General features: G+C 70.7%; 23 protein-coding genes. 12 read left to right on the top strand and 11 right to left on the bottom strand.

The window, feature by feature from the left end; genetic code table 11:
• Positions 1-115: 115 nt before the first annotated feature.
• On the top strand, positions 116-1,099 hold the full coding sequence (locus E1J50_RS01850) for a LacI family DNA-binding transcriptional regulator (RefSeq protein ID WP_132249822.1): 984 nt from the start codon (positions 116-118) through the stop codon (positions 1,097-1,099).
• On the opposite strand, the gene E1J50_RS01845 is transcribed toward E1J50_RS01850, so the two are convergent.
• From E1J50_RS01845 to E1J50_RS01835, 3 genes are all read right to left on the bottom strand, one after another.
• On the bottom strand, positions 1,100-2,764 hold the full coding sequence (locus tag E1J50_RS01845; protein WP_132249820.1) for an ABC transporter permease: 1,665 nt from the start codon (positions 2,762-2,764) through the stop codon (positions 1,100-1,102).
• 96 nt (positions 2,765-2,860) lie between these two features.
• Positions 2,861-3,826, bottom strand: a complete 966-nt coding sequence (locus tag E1J50_RS01840; RefSeq protein WP_245516392.1) for an extracellular solute-binding protein — start codon at positions 3,824-3,826, stop codon at positions 2,861-2,863.
• Positions 3,827-4,024: 198 nt separating this feature from the next.
• Positions 4,025-5,089, bottom strand: coding sequence for an ABC transporter ATP-binding protein (locus tag E1J50_RS01835; protein WP_132249816.1), 1,065 nt, complete (start codon positions 5,087-5,089; stop codon positions 4,025-4,027).
• A 102-nt stretch (positions 5,090-5,191) separates the two neighbouring features.
• On the opposite strand from E1J50_RS01835, the gene E1J50_RS01830 reads away from it, so the two are divergent.
• Genes E1J50_RS01830 through E1J50_RS01820 form a run of 3 tightly spaced genes read left to right on the top strand, consistent with a single transcriptional unit; the run spans position 5,192 to position 9,015 of the window.
• Positions 5,192-6,412 carry an MFS transporter gene (locus E1J50_RS01830; RefSeq protein ID WP_132249814.1) on the top strand — a complete coding sequence of 407 codons (1,221 nt, stop codon included), beginning with the start codon at positions 5,192-5,194 and terminating at the stop codon, positions 6,410-6,412.
• Positions 6,413-6,440: 28 nt separating this feature from the next.
• A complete protein-coding gene (locus E1J50_RS01825; protein WP_132249812.1) occupies positions 6,441-8,600 on the top strand; it encodes a primosomal protein N' in 2,160 nt (719 codons plus the stop codon).
• 52 nt (positions 8,601-8,652) lie between these two features.
• Complete coding sequence (locus E1J50_RS01820; protein ID WP_132249810.1) at positions 8,653-9,015, top strand: SpoIIAA family protein; 363 nt, start codon at positions 8,653-8,655, stop codon at positions 9,013-9,015.
• Positions 9,016-9,027: 12 nt separating this feature from the next.
• On the opposite strand, the gene E1J50_RS01815 is transcribed toward E1J50_RS01820, so the two are convergent.
• The gene (locus E1J50_RS01815; protein ID WP_132249808.1) at positions 9,028-9,417 is read right to left on the bottom strand and encodes a hypothetical protein; all 390 of its coding nucleotides are present in this window, start codon (positions 9,415-9,417) and stop codon (positions 9,028-9,030) included.
• A 376-nt stretch (positions 9,418-9,793) separates the two neighbouring features.
• Here E1J50_RS01815 and E1J50_RS01810 point away from each other — a divergent pair, with 376 nt between their 5' ends.
• Positions 9,794-10,036, top strand: a complete 243-nt coding sequence (locus E1J50_RS01810) for a hypothetical protein (protein ID WP_132249806.1) — start codon at positions 9,794-9,796, stop codon at positions 10,034-10,036.
• A gap of 16 nt (positions 10,037-10,052) precedes the next feature.
• Here E1J50_RS01810 and E1J50_RS01805 read toward each other — a convergent pair whose 3' ends face one another.
• From E1J50_RS01805 to E1J50_RS01790, 4 genes are all read right to left on the bottom strand, one after another.
• Positions 10,053-11,867 carry a PAS domain-containing protein gene (locus E1J50_RS01805; RefSeq protein WP_165937748.1) on the bottom strand — a complete coding sequence of 605 codons (1,815 nt, stop codon included), beginning with the start codon at positions 11,865-11,867 and terminating at the stop codon, positions 10,053-10,055.
• A gap of 203 nt (positions 11,868-12,070) precedes the next feature.
• Positions 12,071-13,498, bottom strand: coding sequence for an ATP-binding protein (locus E1J50_RS01800; RefSeq protein ID WP_245516388.1), 1,428 nt, complete (start codon positions 13,496-13,498; stop codon positions 12,071-12,073).
• An 8-nt stretch (positions 13,499-13,506) separates the two neighbouring features.
• A complete protein-coding gene (locus tag E1J50_RS01795; RefSeq protein ID WP_132249802.1) occupies positions 13,507-14,226 on the bottom strand; it encodes a response regulator in 720 nt (239 codons plus the stop codon).
• Positions 14,226-14,783, bottom strand: a complete 558-nt coding sequence (locus tag E1J50_RS01790) for a MarR family winged helix-turn-helix transcriptional regulator (RefSeq protein ID WP_132249800.1) — start codon at positions 14,781-14,783, stop codon at positions 14,226-14,228. The genes E1J50_RS01795 and E1J50_RS01790 overlap by 1 nt, the downstream gene beginning before the upstream one ends.
• A gap of 191 nt (positions 14,784-14,974) precedes the next feature.
• On the opposite strand from E1J50_RS01790, the gene E1J50_RS01785 reads away from it, so the two are divergent.
• The 3 genes from E1J50_RS01785 (at position 14,975) to E1J50_RS01775 (ending at position 16,660) form a co-directional block, all read left to right on the top strand.
• Positions 14,975-15,862 carry a branched-chain amino acid aminotransferase gene (locus tag E1J50_RS01785; RefSeq protein WP_132249798.1) on the top strand — a complete coding sequence of 296 codons (888 nt, stop codon included), beginning with the start codon at positions 14,975-14,977 and terminating at the stop codon, positions 15,860-15,862.
• Positions 15,863-15,952: 90 nt separating this feature from the next.
• Positions 15,953-16,201 (top strand): DUF3072 domain-containing protein, encoded by a 249-nt coding sequence (locus tag E1J50_RS01780; protein WP_132249796.1) that lies wholly within the window; start codon positions 15,953-15,955, stop codon positions 16,199-16,201.
• A gap of 228 nt (positions 16,202-16,429) precedes the next feature.
• Positions 16,430-16,660: a Flp family type IVb pilin gene (locus E1J50_RS01775; RefSeq protein ID WP_132249794.1), complete on the top strand. Its 231-nt coding sequence runs from the start codon at positions 16,430-16,432 to the stop codon at positions 16,658-16,660.
• Positions 16,661-16,672: 12 nt separating this feature from the next.
• On the opposite strand, the gene E1J50_RS01770 is transcribed toward E1J50_RS01775, so the two are convergent.
• From E1J50_RS01770 to E1J50_RS01760, 3 genes are all read right to left on the bottom strand, one after another.
• Entirely contained in the window at positions 16,673-17,521 is an 849-nt protein-coding gene (locus E1J50_RS01770; RefSeq protein ID WP_132249792.1) for a DUF937 domain-containing protein, read from the bottom strand.
• 151 nt (positions 17,522-17,672) lie between these two features.
• On the bottom strand, positions 17,673-19,136 hold the full coding sequence (locus E1J50_RS01765; protein ID WP_132249790.1) for an MATE family efflux transporter: 1,464 nt from the start codon (positions 19,134-19,136) through the stop codon (positions 17,673-17,675).
• Positions 19,129-21,027 carry a monovalent cation:proton antiporter-2 (CPA2) family protein gene (locus E1J50_RS01760; protein WP_132249788.1) on the bottom strand — a complete coding sequence of 633 codons (1,899 nt, stop codon included), beginning with the start codon at positions 21,025-21,027 and terminating at the stop codon, positions 19,129-19,131. The genes E1J50_RS01765 and E1J50_RS01760 overlap by 8 nt, the downstream gene beginning before the upstream one ends.
• Positions 21,028-21,173: 146 nt before the next feature.
• Between E1J50_RS01760 and E1J50_RS01755 the strand changes: the two genes are divergently transcribed.
• The 4 genes from E1J50_RS01755 (at position 21,174) to E1J50_RS01740 (ending at position 23,716) form a co-directional block, all read left to right on the top strand.
• Positions 21,174-21,650 carry a hypothetical protein gene (locus tag E1J50_RS01755; RefSeq protein WP_132249786.1) on the top strand — a complete coding sequence of 159 codons (477 nt, stop codon included), beginning with the start codon at positions 21,174-21,176 and terminating at the stop codon, positions 21,648-21,650.
• A gap of 225 nt (positions 21,651-21,875) precedes the next feature.
• The gene (gene trxA, locus E1J50_RS01750) at positions 21,876-22,793 is read left to right on the top strand and encodes a thioredoxin (protein ID WP_132249784.1); all 918 of its coding nucleotides are present in this window, start codon (positions 21,876-21,878) and stop codon (positions 22,791-22,793) included.
• Between the two features lie 25 nt (positions 22,794-22,818).
• On the top strand, positions 22,819-23,487 hold the full coding sequence (locus E1J50_RS01745) for an LON peptidase substrate-binding domain-containing protein (protein WP_132249782.1): 669 nt from the start codon (positions 22,819-22,821) through the stop codon (positions 23,485-23,487).
• A gap of 22 nt (positions 23,488-23,509) precedes the next feature.
• On the top strand, positions 23,510-23,716 hold the full coding sequence (locus E1J50_RS01740; protein WP_132249780.1) for a Trm112 family protein: 207 nt from the start codon (positions 23,510-23,512) through the stop codon (positions 23,714-23,716).
• Positions 23,717-23,802 lie beyond the last annotated feature (86 nt).

The following is a 23,802-nucleotide window of genomic DNA, read 5'->3' as shown; positions in this document are numbered from 1 at the left end:
ACGTTTTCAGTGATCATGTCAACACTCACGCACGTTCACGCATTCGCGAGGTCTTGCCGCTGATCACCGCTCATGGCAGAAGCGGTTGCATGGCGCTGCAAACGTTTCCTGTTCCATGAGTGTCGGCATCCGGGATGTGGCCCGCGCGGCGGGCGTGTCGACGGCGACGGTGTCGCGTGCGCTCGGGCGCGGGCCGGTCAGCGACGCGCTGCGCGAGCAGGTCGAGGCAGCGGTGCGCGCCACCGGTTACAGGCCCAATCTCTCGGCACGGCGGCTGCGCTCGCAGGCGACGCAGACGATCGGCCTGATCGTCGCCGACATCCGCAACCCGTTCTTCACTGCGGTGAGCCGGGCAGTGGAGGACGCGGCCTATCAGGCGGGCATGCGCGTCATCCTCTGCAACACCGACGAGGATGCCGAGCGCGAGGCCCTGTACCTGCGCCTGATGCAGGAGGAGCGGGTCACCGGCGTGATCTTCGCGCCGACGCGGGCCACGGCTCAGGCGATGCGGGCGGGCAGTCTCGACTTTCCCGTCGTTCTCATCGACCGCTCGGGGCCGCCTGGCGCCCATGACAGCGTCGTCCTCGACAATGCGGCAGCCTCCGCCGCCCTCGTCGACCATCTCGTCGCGCAGGGCTACGCGCGGATCGGCGGCGTGTTCGGCTCCACGAGCTCGACCGCGCAGGAGAGGCGTGCCGGCTACGAGGCGGCCATGGGCCGCCACGGCCTCGAGCCCGCGGCCCGCGCCTGCGCGCCGAACGCCCTCGCCGCGGAGGCGGAAGCCGGCCGCTGGCTCGCGGAGGACGGTCGGCCGGAGGCGCTGATCCTCTCGAACGGGCTGATGCTGATGGGCGCGGTGCGGGCAGCCCGCACGCTCGCCCTGCCGATCCCCGGCGCGCTGGCGCTGGCGGGCTTCGACAACGAGCCCTGGACGGAACTCCTCGACCCCGGCCTCACCGTGATCGAGCAGCCGGTGGCCGAGATCGGCGCGCAGGCGATGAGCCTGCTCTTCGACCGGCTGAAGAGCCCGGACCAGCCCGTGCGCAAGGTGGTGCTGAGCGGACGGACGGTGCTGCGCGGCTCGACGCGGAAGCCCTGATCAGCGCAGCTGCGGGCTGCGGCTCCCCAGACGCAGAAGAATCGCGACCGGGATCAGCCCGACCAGCACGATGAGGAGGGCGGCGACCGCCCCGTCCTCGTAGGTGCCGCGGGCGGCCTCGCCGTAGAGGTGGGTCGCGAGCGTCTCGACGTTGAGCGGACGCAGGAGGAGGGTTGCCGGCAACTCCTTCACGCAATCCACGAAGACGAGGAGGGCGCCACTCACGAGCGCCGGCCAGGTGAGCGGCAATTGCACCCGGGCGAGCGTCGCGACAGGCCCGCGCCCCAGCATGCGCGCCGCATCGGGCAGGGACCCGGGCACCCGCGACAGGCCCGCCTCGCAGGTGCCGATCGCCACGGCCAGAAAGCGCACGAGGTAGGCGGTGACGAGCGCCCCGCCGGTGCCGAGGCCGATCAGCGCGGGGGCCGCGCCGAAGACCGCGGTCGAGGCGGCGGCGAGTGCCGAATCGGCCGTGGCGAGAGGGCCGAGCAGGCCGATGGCGAGGATCGTGCCCGGCAGGGCGTAGCCGAGGCTCGCGACCCGGATCAGGGCCGTCCCCGCCCGCCGGGCGATCAGCCGCGGGCTCGCCGCCACGACGAAGCCGACCGCGCCCGCGATCAGCGTCGCCGCACCGGCGTAGAGCACGGTGCTGAAGATCTCGGCCGGCAGCGTCTCGGGCAGGCCGGCGCGCGCGATCCGTCCCGCGGCGGAAGCGGCGAGATATCCCGCCGGGATCAAGAAGCCGAGGGCGACGGGAGCGAGGCCGAGGAGGAAGGCCGCGGCGGCTTGAGGCCCCCTCAAGCGTGTGCGCGTGAGGCTCCGAGGGCGTTGGGCCGTACCGGCGAAGCCGCGCCCGCGCCGGGCCCAGCGCTCGGCGACGACGAGGCCGATCACGACGAGGAGCATCACGAGGGCGATCTGCGCGGCGCCCGGCAGGTCCGAGCGGTTGATCCAGGTGGCGTAGACCTGGACCGTGAGGGTGCGCACGCCCAGGAACTCGGCCGCGCCGATGTCGTTCAGCGCCTCCATCAAGGCGAGGCTCGTGCCGAGCGCCACCGCCGGCCGGGCCATCGGCAGCGCGACGCGGGCGAAGACGGCGCGCGGGCTGTGGCCGAGGGTGCGTGCGGCCTCCAGGAGATTGGCCGCCTGCATCAGGAAGAGCGCCCGCGTCGGCAGATAGACGTAGGGGTAGAGCACGAAGCCGAGGAGCAGGATGCAGCCGGGCAGCGACCGCAGCTCGGGCAATCGCAAATCGCGCGGACTGGCGATTCCGAAGAGGTCGCGCAGGCCGGACTGGACCGGCCCGAGCGGGTGCAGAAGGTCGAGATAGGCAAAGGCGACGATGTAGGTCGGGACCGCGAGCGGCAGCAGCAATCCGATCTCCAAGAGGCGCCGCCCGGGAAAGTCGTAGGCCGCGACGAGCCACGCCGCCCCGGTGCCGATCAGCGTGACCGCGAGCCCGACGCCGGCGAGAAGCCCCGCCGTCTGCAGGACCGCCTGCGGCAGCACGTATTCGAGGAGGTGCGGCCAGAGTTCCCCCGAGCCCTGCAGCGCGGCGTGCCCCAGCGAGACGAGCGGGCTCAGCACGAGCCCCGTCAATGCCAGGGCGCCGAGCGCCCAGGCGAGGGGAGGGGACCGGAGGGGCTGGGTGAGCGGCAGGCTCATGGAACGGGCCGGATGTCCGGATTCATCTTCGCGTCACCGGCCGAGGACAGGGACACCGGATGGGCGCTTCCTGCCCATGCGAGGTGGAGAAGCCCGTCAATTGTCGAAGCCGACCTTGTCGACGAGGAGGCTCGCGGCCTTGCGGTTGCGGGCGATCTCGGCGATCGGCGTATCGTCGATCTTGAGCGTGCCGAGCTCGACGAGGAGCGGGTCGACCGGCGCGCCCGGCTTCACCGGATACTCGTAATCGGTCTTGGCGTAGATGCCCTGCGCCTCGTCGGACACGAGATACTCGAGGAGCTTCACCGCCTCGTCGCGGTTCGGCGCATTCTTCGCCACCGCGGCGCCGGAGACGTTCACGTGCGTGCCGCCGTTCTCGAAGGTCGGCAGCACGACGCGGATCGCCTCGCCCCACTTCTTCTGCTCGGGTCCGCCGCGGCCAGAACGCATCAGCCCGACGTAGTAGGAATTGCCGAGGCCGATCTCGCAGGTCTCGGCCAGGATGTCGCGCGCCACGTCCCGGTCGCCGCCGGCCGGCTTCTTGGCGAGGTTCGCCTTGATGCCGCGCAGCCAAGCCTCCGTCTTCTCCGGGCCGTGCTTGACGAGATAGTGCGCGATCAGCGCCGTGTTGTAGGGGTGCTGGCCCGACCGCAGGCAGATCTTGCCCTTCCATTTCGGGTCGGCGAGGTCCTCGTAGGCAAGCGCCTTGAGGTCGGCGAAGTCCTTGGCGTCGGTGTAGGCGACGCGGGCGCGCGTGGAGAGCGCGAACCAGCGCCCCTCGGAATCGCGCAGCGAGCCCGGCACGGCCGCTTCCAGGGTCGAGGACTTCACCGGCTGTGCGAGGCCGCGATCCACGATCTCGATCAGGTTGCCGATATCGACCGTCATCAGGATGTCGGCGTTGGCGCGCTCGCCCTCCGCCGCCACGCGCTCGGCAAGGCCCTTCTCGACGAAGACGGTGTTCACCTTCACGCCCGATTTCGTCGTGTAGGCGTCGAGCAAGGGGCGGATCAGGCCGGGCTCGCGGGTGGTGTAGAGGTTGACCTCCGCCGCCTGCACCATCCCGGCAGACAGCAGACCCCCGCATGCCACGGCAATTCTCGCGACCGAGCCCAACATGATGCGTTCCCCAGCTTCGTTGCAGGAGCAAGGGAGGCATCGCGCAAGAAAAAGCAAGCACGAAGTCTTTGAATTAAAACGATTAAAAACTATTCCGCCGAGATGAGCACAGACTTCATGCGCCTCGATCGAGCGGGCGGTTTAATCCCGCGCGAGATCGAAAATCAGCGGCGACCCGCGCAGCACGAGACCGACCGGATCTCCCGGGCGCATCGGGTCGTCGGGGTGTGCTGCGAGGCTGAAGGGAGCCGCGATGCCATCGACCGCGATCTCGAGCGCCACGGTCGCGCCGAGGAAGCTGCGCCTGACGACGCGGCCCGGCGTTCCGTGGCCCGGCTCGGCAAGCCTGATCGTCTCCGGGCGCAGGCAGGCGAGGCGATTCGCGCCTTCGGGGGCACCTCCCGCGTCGAGGAGGCCGAAGGGGGTCTCGAGGTTTCCCCTGCGGCAGCGGGCGGGCATCTCGACGAGATCGCCGAAGAAGCGCGCCGCGAAGCGGGAGTTCGGCCGCTCGTAGAGATCCTCGCCCGTGCCGACCTGCACGATGCGACCGGACCGCATCAACGCGATCCGGTCACAGAAGGCGAGCGCCTCCTCGGGGTCGTGCGTGACGAGGAGCGTCGTCGTGCCGGTCTCGCGAAGCAGCCCGAACGTGTCGGCCCGAACCCGGTCGCGGGTGCGTCGATCGAGGTTGGAGAAGGGCTCGTCGAGGAGGAGGATGCGCGGACCCGGCGCCAGTGCCCGGGCGAGCGCCACGCGCTGGCCCTCGCCGCCCGACAGGGTTGCCGGGTAGCTCTCGGTCCGCTTCGCGAGCCCGACCTGCTCCAGCCGGCCCGCGGCGATCGCCCGGGCCTCGGTCCGCGATCGGCCACTGAGGCCGAAACGCACGTTCTCGCCGACCGTGAGGTGCGGGAACAGGGCGTAGTCCTGGAACATCAGGCCGATGCCGCGGGCTTCCGGCGGCACGCTCGCATCGACCGGCCGGCCGTCGAGGCGCACGGCGCCCGCGTCCGCGAATTCGAGGCCCGCCACCACGCGCAGCAACGTGCTCTTGCCGCAGCCGGAATCGCCGAGAAGCGCCACGATCTCGCCCGCGCGCACCACGAGCGAGACGCCTTCCAGGGCCTGGACGGTACCGAAGCGGCGGCCGACGCCGACAAGTTCCAGTCGAGGCGGCTCGGGCCCGGCATCGGCGGCTTGAAAATTCATCGGCGGGTCCGGCGGATCGATCCCGGCTCCTTAAACCATGAGCGGGCGCAAGCAACGCGCGCGAAGCGCGCCTGCATGCTAGCGTGGCTCGGGGAGCGTCGAATGGGGCAGGGGGGCGATCGGTCGGGAACGGGCGTAGGCGGCGCGCTCCCGCGCTTTCTGCTCCTCTACGGGCTCCTCTACGCGGCCTATGGCTGCCTCTCGCCGATCCTGCCGAACTTCCTCGCGGCGCGCGGCCTCTCGGCCCGTGACATCTCGCTGGTGCTCGCGGGCGCGCTTCTCGTGCGCCTCGCCGCCGGCCCGCTGGCGGGGCGCTTCGCCGACCGGCGCGGCACGGGGCGCGGCATCCTGGCGGCTGCGGCGGCGCTCGCGGGATTGGCCGCCCTCGGGCATCTGCCCGGGCAGGGCTTCCTCGTCCTTCTCACGGTCGGGCTCGTCTACGCGCTTGCGACCGCGCCGCTGGCGCCGCTCGCCGACGCCCTCGCCCTCGGTGCCGCCGAGGGCGGGCGCGCCTTCCAGTACGGCTGGGTCCGGGGCGCGGGAGCCGCCGCCTTCATCGGCGCGGCGAGCCTCGGCGGATGGCTCATCGCCGGCCACGGCCTCGCGGCCGCGGTCGCCGCGGGCGGCATCCTGTTCTGCGCCACGGCGCTCGCCGCCCGGCTCGTGCCCGCGGGCACACCCGCCGCGACGGAGCCGGGCGCCACGGTGGGGCTCTGGCAGGGTTTCTTCACGCTGCTCCGCAGCGGCGCCTACCGGCGCATCCTCCTCGTCGCGGCCCTCGTCGTCGGTGCGCACGCCATGCACGACACCTTCACGATGATCCTCTGGCGCGAGGCGGGGATCGGCGCGGGGCTCGCGGGCCTGCTCTGGTCGGAGGCGGTCGCGGCGGAAGTTCTGGTGTTCCTGCTCGCCGGACCGTGGCTGATCGGACGGCTCGGGCCGGGCCTCTGCCTCGCGCTTGCCGCCGGGGCCGGTGCCCTGCGCTGGGCCGTGACCGCCGAGACCGTCGCGCTGCCTGCGGTTGCCGCGATCCAAGTGCTGCACGGTCTCACATTCGCGCTCCTGCACCTCGCCTGCCTCAACCTGATCGCGGCCAACATCGCGCCCTGTCTTCGCGCGACGGCGCTGACCCTCTACGGGAGTCTCGGCGTCGGCCTCGCGACGGCGCTGCTGACGCTCGCTGCCGGCAGCCTCTACGCGACGTTCGGGGCTCGCGCCTTCTGGGCGATGGCGGCCCTCAGCCTCGCTGCAGTGCCGGTCGGGCTGAGCTTGCGCGCAACGAAGAGCCCGCCGTTCTCTGGAACGGGAACTGTACATATATAGAACAAACGGCAGACACGTCCCGGACCCGATGCCCCAGACCGCCGAGATCCTGATCCCGCTCGCCCTCGACACGGCCTACAGCTACGCCGTGCCCGCGGGCTTGAGCCTCGCCGAGGGCGACGTGGTGCAAGTGCCGCTCGGGCCCCGCGAGACGATCGGCGTGGTTTGGGGCGTCGCTGATAGCGCCTCCGGCTCGAACCTGCGGCCCGTGACGGGGCGGCTCGACGTGCCACCGCTGTCCGAGCCCCTGCGCCGCCTCGTCGACTGGCTCGCCCGCTACACACTCGCGCCGAAGGGCTCGGCGCTGGCGATGGCCTTGCGCCTGCCCGACGAGGCCGCGGCCCGCGAGAGCCTGCGCGTCGGCGTGCGGGCCTCCGGGCGGCCACCCGCCCGCGCCACGGCCGCCCGTACCAAGGTGATGGCGGTGGCCGCCGACAACGCGTTGCGGGGCAAGACCGCGCTGGCGAAGGAGGCCGGCGTCTCGATGAGCGTCGTCGACGGGCTGATCGATGACGGCGCCCTGGAGACGGTCGCACTGGAGCCCGAGCCCGTCGCGCGTCCGCCGGATCTCGACCACCCGCGGGTGCCTCTCTCGGAGGCGCAGGCGGCCGCCGCCCTGGACTTGCTGCCGCCCGAGGGCGATCCCGGCGCGACGCTCCTCGAAGGCGTGACGGGCTCGGGCAAGACCGAGGTCTATTTCGAGGGCGTCGCCTCGTGCGTGCGCGCCGGGCGGCAGGCGCTGATCCTGATGCCCGAGATCGCGCTCACGGCCCAATTCCTCGACCGGTTCGCGGCCCGGTTCGGGGTGCGCCCGGCGGCTTGGCATTCCGGCATCGGCGGCAAGCGGCGCGAGCGCATCCGCGCCGGCGTCGCCGCGGGCGAGATCGCAGTCGTGGTCGGAGCCCGCTCGGCTCTGTTCCTGCCGTTTTCCAGGCTCGGCCTCATCGTCGTCGATGAGGAGCACGAATCCGCCTACAAGCAGGAGGACGGCGTCCATTACCACGCCCGCGACATGGCGGTGGTGCGGGGCAAGCTTGAGGGCTGCCCCGTCGTGCTCGCCTCCGCGACGCCCTCCATCGAGACGCGGGTCAACGCGGAGAAGGGCCGCTACCGCCATGTCGTCCTGCCGGAGCGCTTCGGCGGCCGGCGCCTGCCCGATATCCGGGCGGTCGACATGCGCCTCGACAAACCCGAGCGCGGCCGCTTCCTGGCACCTCCCATGATCGATGCGGTGAGGCACAACCTCGCGGCCGGCGAGCAGACCCTCCTGTTCCTCAACCGCCGAGGGTATGCGCCGCTCACCCTCTGCCGCGCCTGCGGCCATCGCTACCAGTGCCGCAACTGCTCGACCTGGCTCGTGGAGCATCGGTTCCGCCGGGCGCTCGTCTGCCACCAGTGCGGCTACGCCGAGCGCAAGCCCGAGGCTTGCGTGGAATGCGGCGCCTTCGATCATCTGACCCCCTGCGGGCCGGGCGTCGAGCGCATCGCCGAGGAGGTGGCGGAGCTGTTCCCGCAGCAGCGGATCGTCGTCCTGTCGAGCGACTTCCCCGGCGGCGCCGAGCGCCTGCGCGCCGAATTGCAGACCGTCGCGGAGGGAGGCTGCGACATCGTCATCGGCACGCAGCTCGTGGCCAAGGGCCACAATTTCCCGCACCTGACCCTCGTCGGCGTGCTCGACGCCGATATCGGCCTGACCAGCGGCGACCCCCGGGCGGCCGAGCGCACCTTCCAATTGCTGCAGCAGGTCACGGGGCGCGCGGGACGCGGCGAGAAGCCCGGCCGGGCCCTCGTCCAGACCTACCAGCCGGACCATCCGGTGATCGCGGCCCTCCTCTCGGGCGATGCCGCGCGCTTCTACGCCGAGGAGATCGCCGCCCGCGAGGCGGCGGGCCTTCCGCCCTTCGGGCGTCTCGCGGCGCTGATCGTCTCGGCGAACGAGCGGGAGGCGGCGGAGGCCCACGGGCAGGCGCTCGCCCGCGTCGCCGATCCGCCCGCCGGGATCACGGTGCTCGGGCCGGCCGAGGCTCCGCTCGCGCTCATCCGAGGCCGCTGGCGCTTCCGGCTGCTCGTCAAGACGGAGCGCGCCATCGACCTTCAGGCCTATCTGCGGGACTGGCTCGCGCGGGGGCCGAAGGTGCGCGGCAACGTCAAGGTCGCGATCGACGTCGACCCGCAGAGCTTTTTGTAGGAACCTAAAGGCCCTGTTCGTCGTCGTTCGACGGTCCAGAAGGAGCGTGCACGTGCTGAGCTACGAGAAGAAGGCGGATTCGAACGTCGCCGAGATCGTCGTCGACGGGAAGATCAGCGACGAGGAGATGAACGCCGTGATGACGGCGATGAAGGCCGATCTCGACGGGGGCGGCAAGATCAAGCTCCTGGAGGATATCCGCAGCTTCCAGGGCATGGAGCCGGCGGCCTTCTTCAAGGATCCGCGCTTCGGCCTGTCGATGATGAAAGGGGTGAGCCACGTCGCCCTGGTCACGGACGCGACATGGCTGAAGGCGCTCGCCGAGACCTTCAGCTTCGTGTCTCCGGCGCAGATCAAGGTGTTCGAGCGCGCCCGTCTCGACGAGGCGCGCAGCTGGCTCGCCGGAGCGGCCTGAGGCGCTCGCGCCTCACTCGGCCTGGGCGACCTGCGAGCTGTTGCGGCGGGCCGTCCAGCGACCCGAGCAGAGAGCCGAGACCTTCCAAGTGCCGCCGCCCGAGCGGGCCTGGAGGCGGCCCGAGACGTTGCCGCTCGCGGTGCCGTTCGAGACGCTGAGGCCGACCGTGCCGTCCGGGCCGACATGCCCGCTCATCCGCGCGCCGCCGCCGGAGACGAGGCGCACCTGCCCCTCCTGCACCGCGACCGCGTAGCTGTAGCGGCTGTCGCAGAGACCGCTCTCGGTCACCAGTTCCACCGACCAGGTTCCGTTGAAGTTGCCACCGTCCGCAGCCTGGGATGTGGACAGAGCCGGCGCGAGAAGGCCGGCGCTGAGCGCGAGAATGGTGGCAAGCTTCGTCATGGAACCCCCTCGGACGACGATCGAGACACGGCCGAGCCCGCCGGGGCGGTCAGCCTTATCGGTTTTGGGCCTGTTGCCCGACGCGATGTGAATGAAACCCGAATATTGGTGGGAAGCGGCGAGAATATGACGCGCCGTGCGGCCCGGCACACGAAGATCTGATCGAGCTTCAGCGTGGCTGTTCGCCCTCCGTGCAGCCCTCGATCGTGGCCTGACGGGGGTGTGACCACGGCCGCCGGCGCGCGAGCCTTGGAACTGCTACGCTCGTCGCATCGTTGCTTTGACCGAGACGAGCCCCAGCGTCGACCTCACGGCGCTCAGCGTCGGCCGGACGGTCGGGCGTCGGGGCTGCCCTTCATGCCATCAGGAGAATGCCATGCGCCCGTTCCTCGCCGTCATGACGCTCGCAGCCTGCCTCCCGGCCGGTGCCGCTGCGGCCCAGACCACCATCATCGAGCGGGAGGCGCCCCCGCGCGCCGTGGTGATCGAGCGCGATCCCGTGGTGGTCGAACGCCGTGTCGTGCCCGTCGAGCGGGAGCCCGGCTGCGAGACGCGAACGGTCACGCGGACCGAGGAGGACGGTTCCACCACGACGGTCCGTCGCGAGCGCTGCGACTGAGCCGTATCGAGGTCCCTCAGACCAGGGCCTCGATACGGCAGACGACGCCGTCCGGCTCGAAGGCGAGGTCGACGGTGCCGTGCAGCTCCGCAGCGAGGCCGCGCTGAAGAAGGCGCGATCCGAAGCCGCGGCGGAGCGGCGCGGTGACCGGCGGGCCGTCGCGCTCCGTCCAGGACAGGCGCAGGCCTCGCTCGACGGTCGCGGCGTCAATGGGCGGATCGATCGCCCAGGATATCTCGACCCGCCCCGCCTCCACCGAGAGGGCCCCGTACTTGATGGCGTTGGTGGCGAGTTCGTGCAGCGCCAGGGCCAGCGAAAGGGCGGCGTTCGGGCTGAGACGGAGGGAGGGGCCCGAGGTCACCACCTGCCGGCCCTGCACGCCGAGCCCGCCCTCGAGCGTCGCGCGCACCACCTCGGCGAGGTCGGCCCCTTCCCAACTCTCGCTGGTGAGGAGGTCGTGGGCGCGCGCCAGCGCCACGAGGCGCGCGGTCAGGTCGCTTCTCGCCTGGTCGAGGTCGCGGGCGGCCCGCAGGGTCTGGCTGGCGATGCCCTGGACGACGGCGAGGGAATTCTTCACGCGGTGATTCAGCTCGTTCACCATCAGCTGCCGCCGCTCCTCGTTGCGGTGGCGCTCGGTGATGTCGCGGAAGAACACGGACAGGCCGGTCGGGCCCGGATAGATGCTGCTCTCGACCCAGCCGCCGAGCGCCTCCGAGAAGTATTCGAGGCGCTGCGCGCTGCCGAGCACCGAAGCGCGCAGGTGCGCCCGCCGGATCTCGCTGTCGGGCGCCCGGTCGAACACGTCCCAGATGACCTGCCCGATCAGCCCGTCCCGCGGGCGGCCCCACAATTCCTCGGCCTTGCGGTTGACGTAGGTGAAGCGGTCCTGCGGGTCGATCGCGTAGAAGGCCTCCGAGATCGTCTCGAGGATCTCGCGCATCTGGCTGTGGGACGCGGCGAGCGCCTCCTCCGCCCGCAGCCGCTCGGTGACGTCGTGCCCCTGCACGAAGATGCCCGTCACCGTGCCCGAGGCGTCGATGATGGGCTGGTAGATGAAGTCGAGGTGGAACAGCGTCCGCTCGGCCGCGCTACCGCGGTGGAGTGTGATGGGCTGCGCCCGCCCGATGAAGGGTCGTCCGGTCCGGTAGACCTCGTCGAGGAGGAGGAAGAACGCCTGATCCTCCAGTTCCGGCAGCGCCTCGCGGACGCTCAGGCCGATCAGGTCGCGCGCGCCGACGATGTCGAGATAGGCCGCGTTGGCGAGTTCGAAGACGTGGCTCGGTCCCGTGAGCACGGCCATGAAGCCGGGGGCCTGATCGAACAGGCTGCGCAGGCGCAGGCGCTCGGCATCGAGCAGCCGGTTGGTGTGGGAGACGGCCTCTGCCCGGTGAAACACGTCCGTCTCGATCCGCGCGACGACGCCCGGCGCGTTCTCGGGCCCGCGGCTGCGCAACCGGTGCAGTTCGGTCACGTCCACCGTGTGCTGCAGGATGAGGGCGACGGCGCCCGAGGCATCGAGAAGCGGCGTGTGCGTGGCGCTCCAGTAGCGCTCCTCGAAACCGCCCTCCGGGCGCGCGATGTCGTAGCGGATCAGGGGCAGGTGATCGACTTGTCCCGTCTCGAGGACGCGCTCGAGCGAGGCGCGCAGGACGTCAGCGCCGCCGTCGCTCGGGAAGGCCTCGAACATGCTCCTGCCGACGAGTTCGGCGCGCTCGCGCATCGTCACCCGCAGGTAGGCGTCGTTCATGTCGACGAGGGCGAAGCGGGTGTCGAGCAGGACGTAAGGATTCGGCGAATGCGAGAAAATCAGCGAGAAATCGATCGGCGGCACCTTCAACGCGCTCGAAAGCATTTCCATACCGCGCACAGACGAGGGTGCGATAATTAATCTGCATCAATTCAGGGCCGCAGCCGGCCTGTGCCGCCACCCTCGTCACGGTTAGCGGAAGACCTCGGTGTTTAGCATGCGGGAACACCTGGGCAAGCGGGCTCGCTCGACGTGGTGAAGGCGCGCCGAGCCCCCGCGCGCCATCCTCAAGCCGGGATGCGAACGGTCGCGCGCAATCCGCCGAGCGGGCTCTCCTGAAGGGTCACGTCGCCGCCATGGGCGCGGGCGATATCGCGGGCGATGGCGAGGCCGAGGCCGGATCCGCCCGCGTCCTGGCGGGCGTCGTCGAGGCGCACGAAGGGCTTGAACACCTCCTCGCGGCTCTCTGGGGGGATGCCAGGCCCGTCGTCGTCGATCGAGACCAGGAAGGCGCGGTCCTCCTCGCGGGCGGAGATCGCCACCGTCTCTCCGTAGCGTGCGGCGTTGGCAGCGAGGTTGAACAGGCAGCGCCGCAGGGAATCCGGCCGCACGGTGACGAGGGGCGACCCGGACAGCTCGACCGCGGCGACGTGTGCGCCCAGGCGCTCGACGTCCGTGCGCAGATCCTCCAGGAGCGCCCGCATGTCGGTGGGGGCGGCGGGCTCGGCGGAGTCGCCCCGGGCGAAGGCGAGGTAGCCCTCCAGCATCCGGCTCATCTCGTCGACGTCGCGGGAAAGGTCCTCGACCTCCGGCGTCTGATCAACGAGGGCGAGCGAGAGCTTGAAGCGGGTGATGATGGTGCGCAGGTCGTGGCTGACCCCGTTCAGCATCGTCGTGCGCTGCTCCATCGCCCGCTCGATGCGCCGCTTCATCTCGATGAAGGCGTGACCCGCGGCCCGCACCTCGCGGGCGCCCCGGGGCCGGAACTCGATGTCGCGGCCCTTGCCGAATCCCTCGGCCACCGCGGCGAGCCGCAGGATCGGCTTGATCTGGTTGCGCAGGAACAGGATCGCGACGCCGAGGAGCACCATCGACGAGCCGATCATCCAGACGAGGAAGATGTGGGAGTTCGAGGCGTAGGCCTGGCTCCGCCGCGCCGTGATCCGCATCACTCCGTCGGGGATCGCGACGCGGATCTCGATGAGGTTCGAGCGTCCCACCGTATCGATCCAGAAGGGGCGCCCGATCTGGCGCTTGATCTCGTCGGAGAGCGCCTCGTCGAGGATCGAGAAGAAGGGCCTCGGCCCCGGCACCGGGAGCTTGGCGCCCTTCAGGATGTCGAGATCGAGGCTGAGGCGCTCGCTCGCGATCCGGGTCAGGGTCTCGGCGTCCCTGGTCTGCGGGTAGCTCTCGTAGATGTCGATCAGGGCGGCGATGTCGGCCGTCACCGCCGATGACAGACGCTTCGTCACGAGCTGCCAGTGCCGCTCCATGAAGGTGTAGGCGATCACCGACTGGAGCAGGACGACGGGCGCGATGATGATGATCAGCGAGCGGGCGTAGAGGCCCTTCGGCAGGGCGTCGCCGATGGCCCGGGAGAAGCGCTTCCACAGGGTCCTCGGTCGCCGCACGCCCGGCGGCCGGGCCTCGCGCCCGGCATCCTGCTGCCGGGCGAGATCCGCCTGTCGCGCGAGGTCGGGATCCTGCGCGTTCATCGCGCCCGTCAGTCGACGGCCAGGCGGTAGCCGACGCCGCGGACCGTCTGCAGGAAGGTGGGGTTGGCCGGGTCGACCTCCGTCTTGCGGCGGAGCCGGTTGATCTGGACGTCGATGGTGCGCTCGGCCGCGGCACCCCCATTGCCCGCGAGCGCCTCGCGCTCGACATTGGCGCCCCCCGCCGCCGCGAGGATCGTCAGGATCTCGCGCTCGCGCTCGGTGATGCGGATCATCTCGTCCTCCCGGCGCAACTCGCCCCGGTCGAGCCTGTAGGAGAAGGGCCCGAAGGTCACGGTCTCGCCCCCTGCGTCCCGGCGCGGGCCGGCGTTGCGGTTGATGATGTTGTTCAGCCGCAGGATCAACTCGCGGGGCTCGAAGGGCTTCGGCAGGTAATCGTCGGCGCCGATCTCCAGGCCCGTCACCCGATCGTTGGTGTTGGAGCGGGCCGTCAGCATCAGGATCGGAACCCGCGAGGTCTCGCGGACCTTGCGGGCGTAGTCGAAGCCGCTCTCGCCCGGCATCATCACGTCGAGGACCATCGCGTCGAAGACGAGGCTCTGGGCCTTGGCCCGGGCCTCGGCGGCGTTCGCCGCGGCGGTGACGCGGAAGCCCTGCTCGAACAGGTAGCGGGAGAGGAGTTCGCGCACGCGACGGTCGTCGTCGACCACGAGGACGTGGGGTGCTTGGTCCGAGAGCTCGCAGCGCGATCCGGAAGCCGTGGCGCTCATCAGGCGGCCCCTTTCGTGCGCCGGGCCATCAGGCGGCGCACCGCGGCGCGCTCGTCGGGCTCGATCATGGAGAGGAGGAAGCTGTGGGCCGAGGTCGAGGCACCCGACGGCAGCGTCTCGCCCGCCTCGACCGGGTCGGCGAGGGCGCGGGCCAAGCGCCGGGCCTGGACGCGGGTGAGGTCGGCCGCGAGGTCGGCGCCGGCGCGGCTGCAGAACAGGAGCCGCTGGCGCCGGTCGCTCGTGCCGGTCTTCTGCTCGATGTAGCCCTGCTCGATCAGATCCTTGAGCACCCGGTTGAGGCTCTGCTTGGTGATCCGCAGGATATCGAGGAGTTCGGCGATCGTGAGACCGGGATAGCGGTCGACGAAATGCAGCACCCGGTGATGCGCCCGTCCGAAGCCGTACTCGGCGAGGATCCGGTCCGGATCGCCGACGAAATCCCGGTAGGCGAAGAACAGCAGCTCGATCAGGTCGTCGCTGGCGGTCCCGGCCCGGTCCGCCTGCGCGCCCATCGGAGCCTCGGCAGCTCCCGCCAGATCCGCCTCTTGCCTCGTCATGGGTCGTGTCACGTCGGCATCGATCCCGATATAAGTCAGTGTTGTTGACATATCTCAGCCCGGTTGATACCCGTCAAGCCTTCCGGCAAGACAGGCTCGCCCCCGGGCGCCCGCCTGCCGGCCATCAAGCCTGATCCGATCGATCCCGCGGCACGAAGCGGATTCGGCCGCGCGAGAAGGAAGTACCCGCCATGTCCGTGATCCCGTTCGACGAGCGCGAGGGCACCATCTGGTTCGATGGCGCCATGGTGCCGTGGCGGGAGGCCAAGATCCACGTACTCACCCACGGTCTCCACTACGGATCGGCCGTGTTTGAGGGGGAGCGGGCCTATGGCGGGCGCATCTTCAAGAGCCTGGAGCATTCGGAGCGCCTGCGCCGCTCGGCCCAGCTCCTCGATTTCGAGATCCCCTACAGCGTCGCCGAGATCGAGGCGGCGAAGGAGCTCGTGCTCAAGACGAGCGGCCTGAGCGACGCCTACCTGCGGCCGGTCGCCTGGCGCGGCTCCGAGATGATGGGCGTGGCCGCCCAGCAGAACACGATCCACCTCGCCATCGCGGCCTGGGAATGGCCGAGCTACTTCGACCCGGCCACCAAGATGAAGGGCATCCGCCTCGACATCGCGGATTACCGCCGGCCGGACCCGCGCACGGCGCCGTCGACCTCGAAGGCGGCGGGTTTGTACATGATCTGCACGATCTCGAAGCACCGGGCCGAGAACAAGGGCTATGCCGACGCCCTGATGCTCGACTGGGAGGACAACGTCGCCGAGTGCACCGGTGCGAACGTCTTCTTCATCCGTGACGGGGTGATCCACACGCCGAAGGCGGACCGCTTCCTGAACGGGCTCACCCGCCAGACCGTGATCGATCTCGCGCGCCGCCGCGGCTTCGAGGTGGTGGAGCGTCGCATCCGGCCCGAGGAGATGGAGGGCTTCTCCGAGTGCTTCATCACGGGCTCGGCCGCCGAGGTCACGCCCGTCGCGGAGGTCGGCCCCTACCGGTTCACGCCGGGTGCGATGACGAAGACTCTGATGGACGACTACCTCGCCGAGGTGCAGCCGAAGGCGCACGCGGCCTGAGGCCGCACGGGTTCCGGCGAGGGATGCTCGCCGGAACCTGCTCGGCATCCTCGCGTTGAGCAGAACATTTCAAGAACGAAAGGTTCTGTCATGACCAAGGCGCAGGCGAAGGCCGGTCCGACCAACCCGAAGACCGACCCGAAGGACGTTTCCAATCAGATCAAGGATCCGGACCAGTGGACCACCGGCGGCGAGCCGATGACCGGCGCGCAGGCCTCTTACCTCAAGACCCTCTCCGAGGAGGCGAAGGAGCCGGAGGCATTCGATCCGGATCTCGACAAGGCCGAGGCCTCGAAGCGGATCGACGCGCTCCGGAAGGACGCCGGGCGGGACGGGTGACGCAGCGCCGGCCGGGAGGGGCCTTGCCCCCCTCACGGCCGCGGATCGCCGCTGTCTCCGGAAGCGCGGCTTGTCCGTCGGTCGGCGGGGCTGGACTTTCCTTCGGGCGGGAGAGGATTGTCGTTTCCTCGACGCGCACAGTTTTCTCTCGACGATCCGCTTAAAGTATCTGCAAGAGACGGCCGCTACACTCCCTTGCGCCGCGGGTTGCGGCCGGGGGCAGGGTCGATGGCGAAGCCGGTCGTACAGGAGGAGGCCACGGCCTCCGGCCGCGCGCGTCGCCTCACCGCTCTCCTCCTCGCACTCGGGTGCGATCGACGCGGGGCCACGGCTATCGAGTACGCGATGATCGGCGCCTTGATCTTCGCCGTCGCGGCGGGGGCGATCAGGCTGTACGGATCGAAGTTGAACGGCGTCTACGACCGGATCGGAACGACGATCGGGTCGAACCTGAACTGAGGGTCCTCGGCCTCAGCGCGGCGTCGGCTTGCCGGGTTTGCGGGCCGTCTTCGTCGCCTCCTTGGCCGCGGCCGGCCGGCTCGGCGATGTTCTGCCCGCAGAGCCGCCCGAGCCGGATCTCGGCGCCCGGGACGGCGGCTTCGCCGCCGGTATGGGAGGCTGCCCCGCCTCCTCCTTCGCGCCGCCCTTCGGATCGGACCAGAAGGCGTCGAAGATGTCCTGCATCGCCTTGACGTTCTGCTCCTGCACCTCGGCGCCGGTCTGGAGCATCTTGTTGAACATGTCCAAGGGCTGAGCCTCCGGCGAAGCCTTCTCCACCGGCGGCGGGCTCGGGGGCTGGGGCGCGACCGGCGCGGCCTGCGGGTTCTGCGGCGGGGCAAAGGCCCGCAGCATGTCCCCCCAGAAGCTATTGGCCATGAGGTAGGGATTGCTGCCCTCCGCCTCGGGCTTGGCGGCCGGCTGCAGGGCCGGCGGAGTTTGATTGAGCATCATGTGCACGATGCTCGCCACCACCATGCCCGCCATCAGCGGCAGCATCTGGCGTACCACCTGCGAGCCCACGCCGCTCGCGGCGGACGCCTGCTGCACCACCGCCTGGGCGAGCATCGGAGAGCCGAAGAGCTGCCCGAGCATCAGCTCGGGCGCCTGCGCGGCCGGCGGCTTCGCCCCCTGCAGGGGGAATCCGAAGAGCTGCCCGAAGCCCGTCGGGTCGCTCGAGGCATTGCGTTGAAGGCCGATGGTAAAGGCCGGAAGCAGGGCCTCCATGGCGCGGCGGGTCTGGTCCGTCGTCAGGCCGAATTGCTGGGCGAGGCCCTGCATCCCGGCGCTCTGGCCCTGGAGCATGTCGATCGGGTTGAACATGGCCTGTGGCCTCATGAACGGGCGTCGCGGCCGAGCCCGGCCAGCATACGCGTACCAGCGTGGAAGTGTGTCCCATCCGCTGCCGGCTGACCAGCGTCCGCGGCCTTTTGCCGGTCCGGCCCCGGATTCCGCCGTGGATGGGCCAGCTTGCTCAGACCGGCGCGCTCCCGTGCGCAGGGCCCGCGGCGAGCGTGGCCTCGGCCGTGAGCAGGGCCTCGGCCGGCGGCGGGATCGCGGAGCGGAGCGACCGGGCGCGGCGCTCCAGCCGCGTGACGGTGCGGAAAGCGAGCACGATGCCGAGGCCGCCGAACAGGAGCGAGCCGAGCCCCACCCCTGCGATGACGCCCGGCGGTCCGTAGAGCGCCGCGCCCGCGAGAGCGGGCGGCATCGTACCAAGCGTCGCCCGACCCCAGTTGAGGCCCGTCGAGAGGAAGGGGAAGCCGAGATTGTTGAAGGAGGCGTTCGACAGGAACAGGAGGCCGTTGAAGAACCAGACGGCGCCGCTCACGCGGCAGAAGAAGGCGAAGAGGTCGCCCGCGCCGCCGTGCAGCTCGAATAGCGCGGAGAGCGGCCCGCAGGCGGCCACGAGCGCCGCCCAGACCACGAGGACGTAGACGGCCGTGACGCAGGCGCCGGTGCGCAGCACGCCGCGCATGCGGTCGAACCGGCCGGCGCCCCAGTTCTGGCCGAGGATCGGGCCGATCGAGCCCGACATCGCGAAGAGGCCGCCGAAGGCGACGGGCGTGAGCCGGTCGATCACCGCGTTGCCGGCGATCGCCTCCGGCCCGAAGCCGGCGAGCGCGTGGGCGACGAAGGCGCTGGCGACGGAGGGCGCGAGGTTGGTCAGCACGGCGGGGATCGCGATCTTCAGCATGAGGGTCGCGTCGGAGATCACATCGGAGAGGCGCGGCCGGGTCAGCAGACGGTGATCCCGCACGCCCCACCAGCCGATCAGCGCGAAGGTGGCGCGCGCCGCGCAGGTCGCGAGCGCCGCCCCGTCGACGCCGAGCCCGGCCCCGAAGATGAGGAGCGGGTCGAGCCCCGCCGTGACGAGGCCGCCGCCGAGGGTGACGTACATGGCCTGGCGCGCGGCGCCGACCGCGCGCAGGAGCCCGGAGAACATCAGGCCGGGTGCCATCAGCACGTTCGAGGGCAGGGCGATCCAGAGGAAGCGCTCGGCGATCGGGAGGGTGTCGGCGTCGGCTCCGATGACGCGCAGCAGCGGCCCCAGCAAGGGCAGCATCACCAGAACGAGGGCGATCGACACGACGAGCCCGTGCAGGGTCGCCGAGGTGGCCAGCCGTCGGGCGAGCCGGTCGTCGCCCGCCCCGATCGCCCGCGAGACGAGGGCGCCGGCCGCGATCATCAGGCCGATATTGATCGAGACCGCGAAGAACTGGACGATGGTGGCGAAGCCCACCGCCGCGGTGAGCCGCGGGTCGCCGAGCTTCGAGACGTAGAGGAGCGAGAGCAGGTCGACGACGAAGATCGCCATCAGGCCGATCGAGCCGGTGCCGCTCATCACGATCACGTGGCGCAGGATCGAGCCCTCGACGAAGCGCGCGCCCTCGCGCGGCGCCGTCTCCTCGCCGCGCCGGACCGGTTCCTCACGCATCCGGGCGGCCGTCCTGGGTCTCGAGCGCCCGGTTGGCCGCCTCGCGGCGTTCGTGGCCGATGATGTCGCGGGTCTCGGCATTGAGCGCGCGGGCGGGCCGCTGCGGTGCGGTGAGCGGCTCGGGCTTCAACTCGCCCGTGAGGCTGCGCATCCAGCCGGACCCGTCCGGCAGGGCGCCCGCCTGCTGCAGGACGAGGCGGGCGACGTCGCGCTTGCGGACGTCGTCCGTGCGCCGCCCCGCCGCCTCCGCCGAGAGGCCGAGCGCTTCAAGCGTCGCGCGGCCGAAGGCGAGGGCGGATTCCGAGGTCTCGCGCAGCTGGAAGTCGACGTCGCGGTTCATCAGTTCGACGGCGTGCGTCCGGTCGTAGGCCCGCACGTAGGTGCGCACGCTCTCGAACTCCTCGTGCACGATGTCGACGATCTTCAGCGCGGCGTCCTGATCGTCGATGCAGATGCAGACGATCTCGGCCCGTCCGATGCCGGCCGCCCGCAGCACGTCGAGGCGCGTGCCGTCGCCGTAGTAGATCCGGAAGCCGAAGCGCGAGGCGGAGCGGATCTGCTCCACGTCCTTGTCGATGACGGTGACGCCGACCCCCTCCGCCAGGAGCACCTGGGTCAGGATCTGCCCGAAGCGGCCGAAGCCGATGAGGAGCACGCGCGCCTCCGTGCTCTCGACGACGTCGAGGGCCTGCTCCTCGGCAACCTTCGGTCGCCGGGCGAGTGCCGCGTCGAGGCCCTTGGCCGCCACGGGCCCGATCAGCATGGTGAGCGCGGCGAGCGCCACGGCGAAGCGGGTGGCGTTGGCGTCGATCAGGCCGAGCCCCCCCGCCACGGGCAGCAGCACGAAGGCGAACTCGCCGGCCGGCGCCAGGATGGCGGCCCCCCGGACCGCGTCGAGCCAGGGCGAGCCGAACAGGCGGAAGAGGCCGGCCACCAGCGCGACCTTGAGCAGGATCGCGCCCGCGGTCGCCCCGAACAGGATCGGCCAGAGGCTCTTCACGAGGCCGCCGTCGATCGACATGCCGACGCTCATGAAGAACAGGCCGAGCAGCATGCCGCGGAAGGGCTCGATGTCGGCCTCGAGCTGGTGGCGGAAGTTCGATTCGGCGAGCAGGATGCCGGCGAGGAACGCGCCCATCGCCATCGAGAGCCCGACCTCCTGCATCAGGAGCGCGGTGCCGAGCACCACGAGCAGGGCTGCCGCCGTCATCACCTCGCGGGCGCCGCTTGCCGCGAGCAGGCGGAAGAACGGGTTGAGGCCGTAGCGCCCGACCAGGACCACGGCGAGGATCGCGGCGAGCGCCTTGCCCGTCGACTGGACCGCTTCGCCGAACCAGACGCCCTCGCCCCCGCCTCCGCCCGCCGAGGCGAGGAGCGGCATCAGGGCGAGGATCGCCACCACCGAGAGATCCTGGAACAGGAGCACCGCGAAGGCCCGCCCGCCATAGGGCGTACCGAGGTCTCCGCGCTCCTCGAGGAGCTGCAGCGCGACGGCCGTCGCCGAGAGCGCCAGTGCGATCCCGACCACGGTCGCGGCCGCCGGCGTCAGTCCGAACAGGAGGGCGGCTCCCCCGAGCGCCGTCGCGCAGACGAGGAGCTGCGCCGTGCCGAGGCCGAAGATGTCCCGCCGCATCGAGACGAGTTGGGACAGGTGCAATTCCAGCCCCACGATGAACAGGAGCAGCACCACCCCGATCTCGGCGACGCTCGCCGCCGTCTCGGGCTCGGCGATCAGCGAGAAGCCGAACGGTCCGATCAGGACGCCCGCCACGAGGTAGCCGAGCACCGCGCTCTGGCCGATGAGGCGGAAGATCGGCACGCCGATCACCGCGGCCGACAGAAAGGTCAGGACCGGCGGCAGGAAGCTCGCATGTTCCGTCGGGCTCGCCATGGGGCCGGTCGGTCGTCCTTCGTGGGAGGCGTCAGCGGAACCCGTTCTTAGACCGGGCCGCCCGCCGGGGCGAGCTTGCGCGCGTGAGTTTCCTCACGCCGCGCGGCCCTCGACGTCGCTCCGGGCGGGACATAGATGTGCGCACCATGACGATCCGCCTTCCTCTCCTCGCCCTCCTCACCGCCCTCTGCCCGCTCGCGGCACCGCCCGCGGCCGCACAGACCGCCCTGACCCTCACGGGTACCTGCGAGCGCCTCGTGATCGGCGGGCAGGACCTCAGCGCCTCCTGCCGCGGCACGCTGATGAACACCGTGGCGCGCAGCCGGACGAGCTTCGGCTTCGCGTCGAGCGAGGGCCAGAGCCTGACCTTCAGTGGCACGGGCGCCCAGCAGGAGCGCACGGAGGAGAGCGATCCGCTCCAGCCGATCAACCTCGTCAGCCCCGGCAGATCCGGGCCGGAGGGCGTCGTCCAGACGCCCACGCCGGCGGTCGGGTCCTGCCGCTTCTCCACGCCGGGCGCGGGAAAGACCGCGATCACCTGCGAGGCGAGCGCGGGCGGCAAGGACTATGCCGGCACCTTCGTCACGGATGCCAAGCCCGCCGAGAGCGCTCAGAAGCCTTGAGGGGGGCCGAGCGCGGCTGTTTCTTTGGGTCGCCCGGGGTGGTCGCGGACCCCGGCCGACCCCATGTAAAGCCTCGCGTTTTCTCCTACAGAGTGTTGGAAGCGGGATGCCCGCGATCCGCGTGACGACAGAGCGATCTCACGACGCAGAGTCGCCTCGGGCGCGATCGAGCCGGGATCGCGCGGTCAGCCCGCCTCCACCATCGGCCGTTGCCGCGAGGACAAGATGTTGAACGACGCTCCCGTGACCGGCGCCCCCGCGGGTGCCGGAACCGCCGACCTGATCCGGGACACGACCACCGCGAGCTTCCGCCAGGACGTCATCGCCGAGTCGATGAACCGGCCGGTTCTCGTCGATTTCTGGGCGCCCTGGTGCGGCCCCTGCAAGCAGCTGACGCCCGTGCTGGAGAAGGCCGTGACGGCCGCGGGCGGCAAGGTCGTGCTCGCCAAGATGAACATCGACGAGCACCCCTCGATCGCGGGTCAGCTCGGCATCCAGTCGATCCCGGCCGTCATCGCCTTCCAGCGCGGCCAGCCCGTGGACGGCTTCATGGGCGCGGTGCCGGAGAGCCAGATCAAGACCTTCATCGAGCGCCTCGCCGGCCCGTCCGGCCCGACGCAGATCGAGGAGCTGATGACGGAGGCCGAGGCGGCGATCGCGGAGGGCGATCTCGCGGGGGCTTCCGAACTCTACGCGGCCGTGCTCGGCCAGGAACCCGACAACGTCGCGGCGCTGGCGGGCCTCGCCAAGATTCAGCTCGACGCGGGTGAACTGGAGAACGCCAAGCAGGTCCTCGCCATGGTTCCGGAAGCCAAGGCGAACGATCCCGCGCTCGCCGGCATCCGGGCCGCGATCGAGCTCGCCGAGCAGGCCGCCTCCCTCGGCGATCTCGCCGGCCTGCAGCGGCAGGTCGAGGCGAACCCGGACGACCATCAGGCCCGCTTCGACCTCGCCCTCGGCCTCAACGCCCGGGGTGAGCGGGCGCAGGCGGTCGACCACCTGATCGAGATCCACCGGCGGGATCGGGAATGGAGCGAGGGCGGTGCGCGCAAGCAACTCCTCCAGTTCTTCGAGGCGTGGGGGTTGATGGACCCGGACACGATCCGCGGACGTCGCAAGCTCTCGACGCTGCTGTTCGCCTGATGCCCGGCGGGGCGGGGGAGGTGCCATGAGCACGCATGCGGGCTTCAAGGGGCCGGCGGATTGTCCCGCCGTGATCCCGGTCTTTCCCCTCCCCGGCGCCCTGCTGCTGCCGCGGGGGCAGATGCCCCTCAACATCTTCGAGCCGCGCTATCTCGCCATGGTGGACGACGCGCTGCGCACCGACCGGATCATCGGCATGATCCAGCCGGATGCGGAAGGCGGCGGCTCGCCGATGGCGCCCCGGCTCTACCGGGTCGGCTGCGCGGGCCGGGTGACGCAGTTCGCCGAGACCGGGGACGGCCGCTACCTGATCTCGCTCACGGGAATCAGCCGCTTCCGGGTCGAGAGCGAACTCGCCACCACGACGGCCTACCGGCGCTGCCACGTGTCCTACGACGACTTCGGCCTGGATTTCGAGGCGCGCGCCGGCGAGGACGCCGTGGACCGCGAAGGCGTGCTCAAGGCTTTGCGCGATTTCGTGGATTCGAACGACCTGAAGGTCGATTGGGCCGGCATCGACGAGGCGCCGAACGAGGCCCTCGTCAACGCGCTCTGCATGATGAGCCCCTTCGGGGTGCGCGAGAAGCAGGCGATGCTGGAGGCTCCCGACCTGAAGACGCGGGCCGAGGTCTTGATCGCGGTGACCGAAATGGAGTTGGTGCGCGGCTCGGGCTCCGAGCCGACCCTGCAGTGAGCTTTTGGCGAGGCACGCATTCATGGCCGACGATTTCTCACCCCCCGTCGAGGCAACCCGGGTCGACCCGAAGCTCCTCGAGATCCTGGTCTGCCCGCTGACCAAGGGCACCCTCGAATACGACAGCGCCCGCCAGGAGCTGATCAGCCGCTCGGCCAAGCTCGCCTACCCGATCCGCGACGGCATCCCGATCATGCTGCCGGAGGAAGCGCGGCCCCTTACCGAGTGAGCCCTCGGGGGCGGCGACCGGATTCTTCGCCGGGGGTGTCCATCCGCGGCTTGGCGGTGCTATGCACGGTCGCCTTTTCCTCGTAA

The organism is Methylobacterium segetis, assembly GCF_004348265.1.
GTDB lineage: Bacteria > Pseudomonadota > Alphaproteobacteria > Rhizobiales > Beijerinckiaceae > Methylobacterium > Methylobacterium segetis.
The sequence above is the reverse complement of the archived record's forward strand: the minus strand, read 5'-3'. Positions and strand labels throughout refer to the sequence as shown.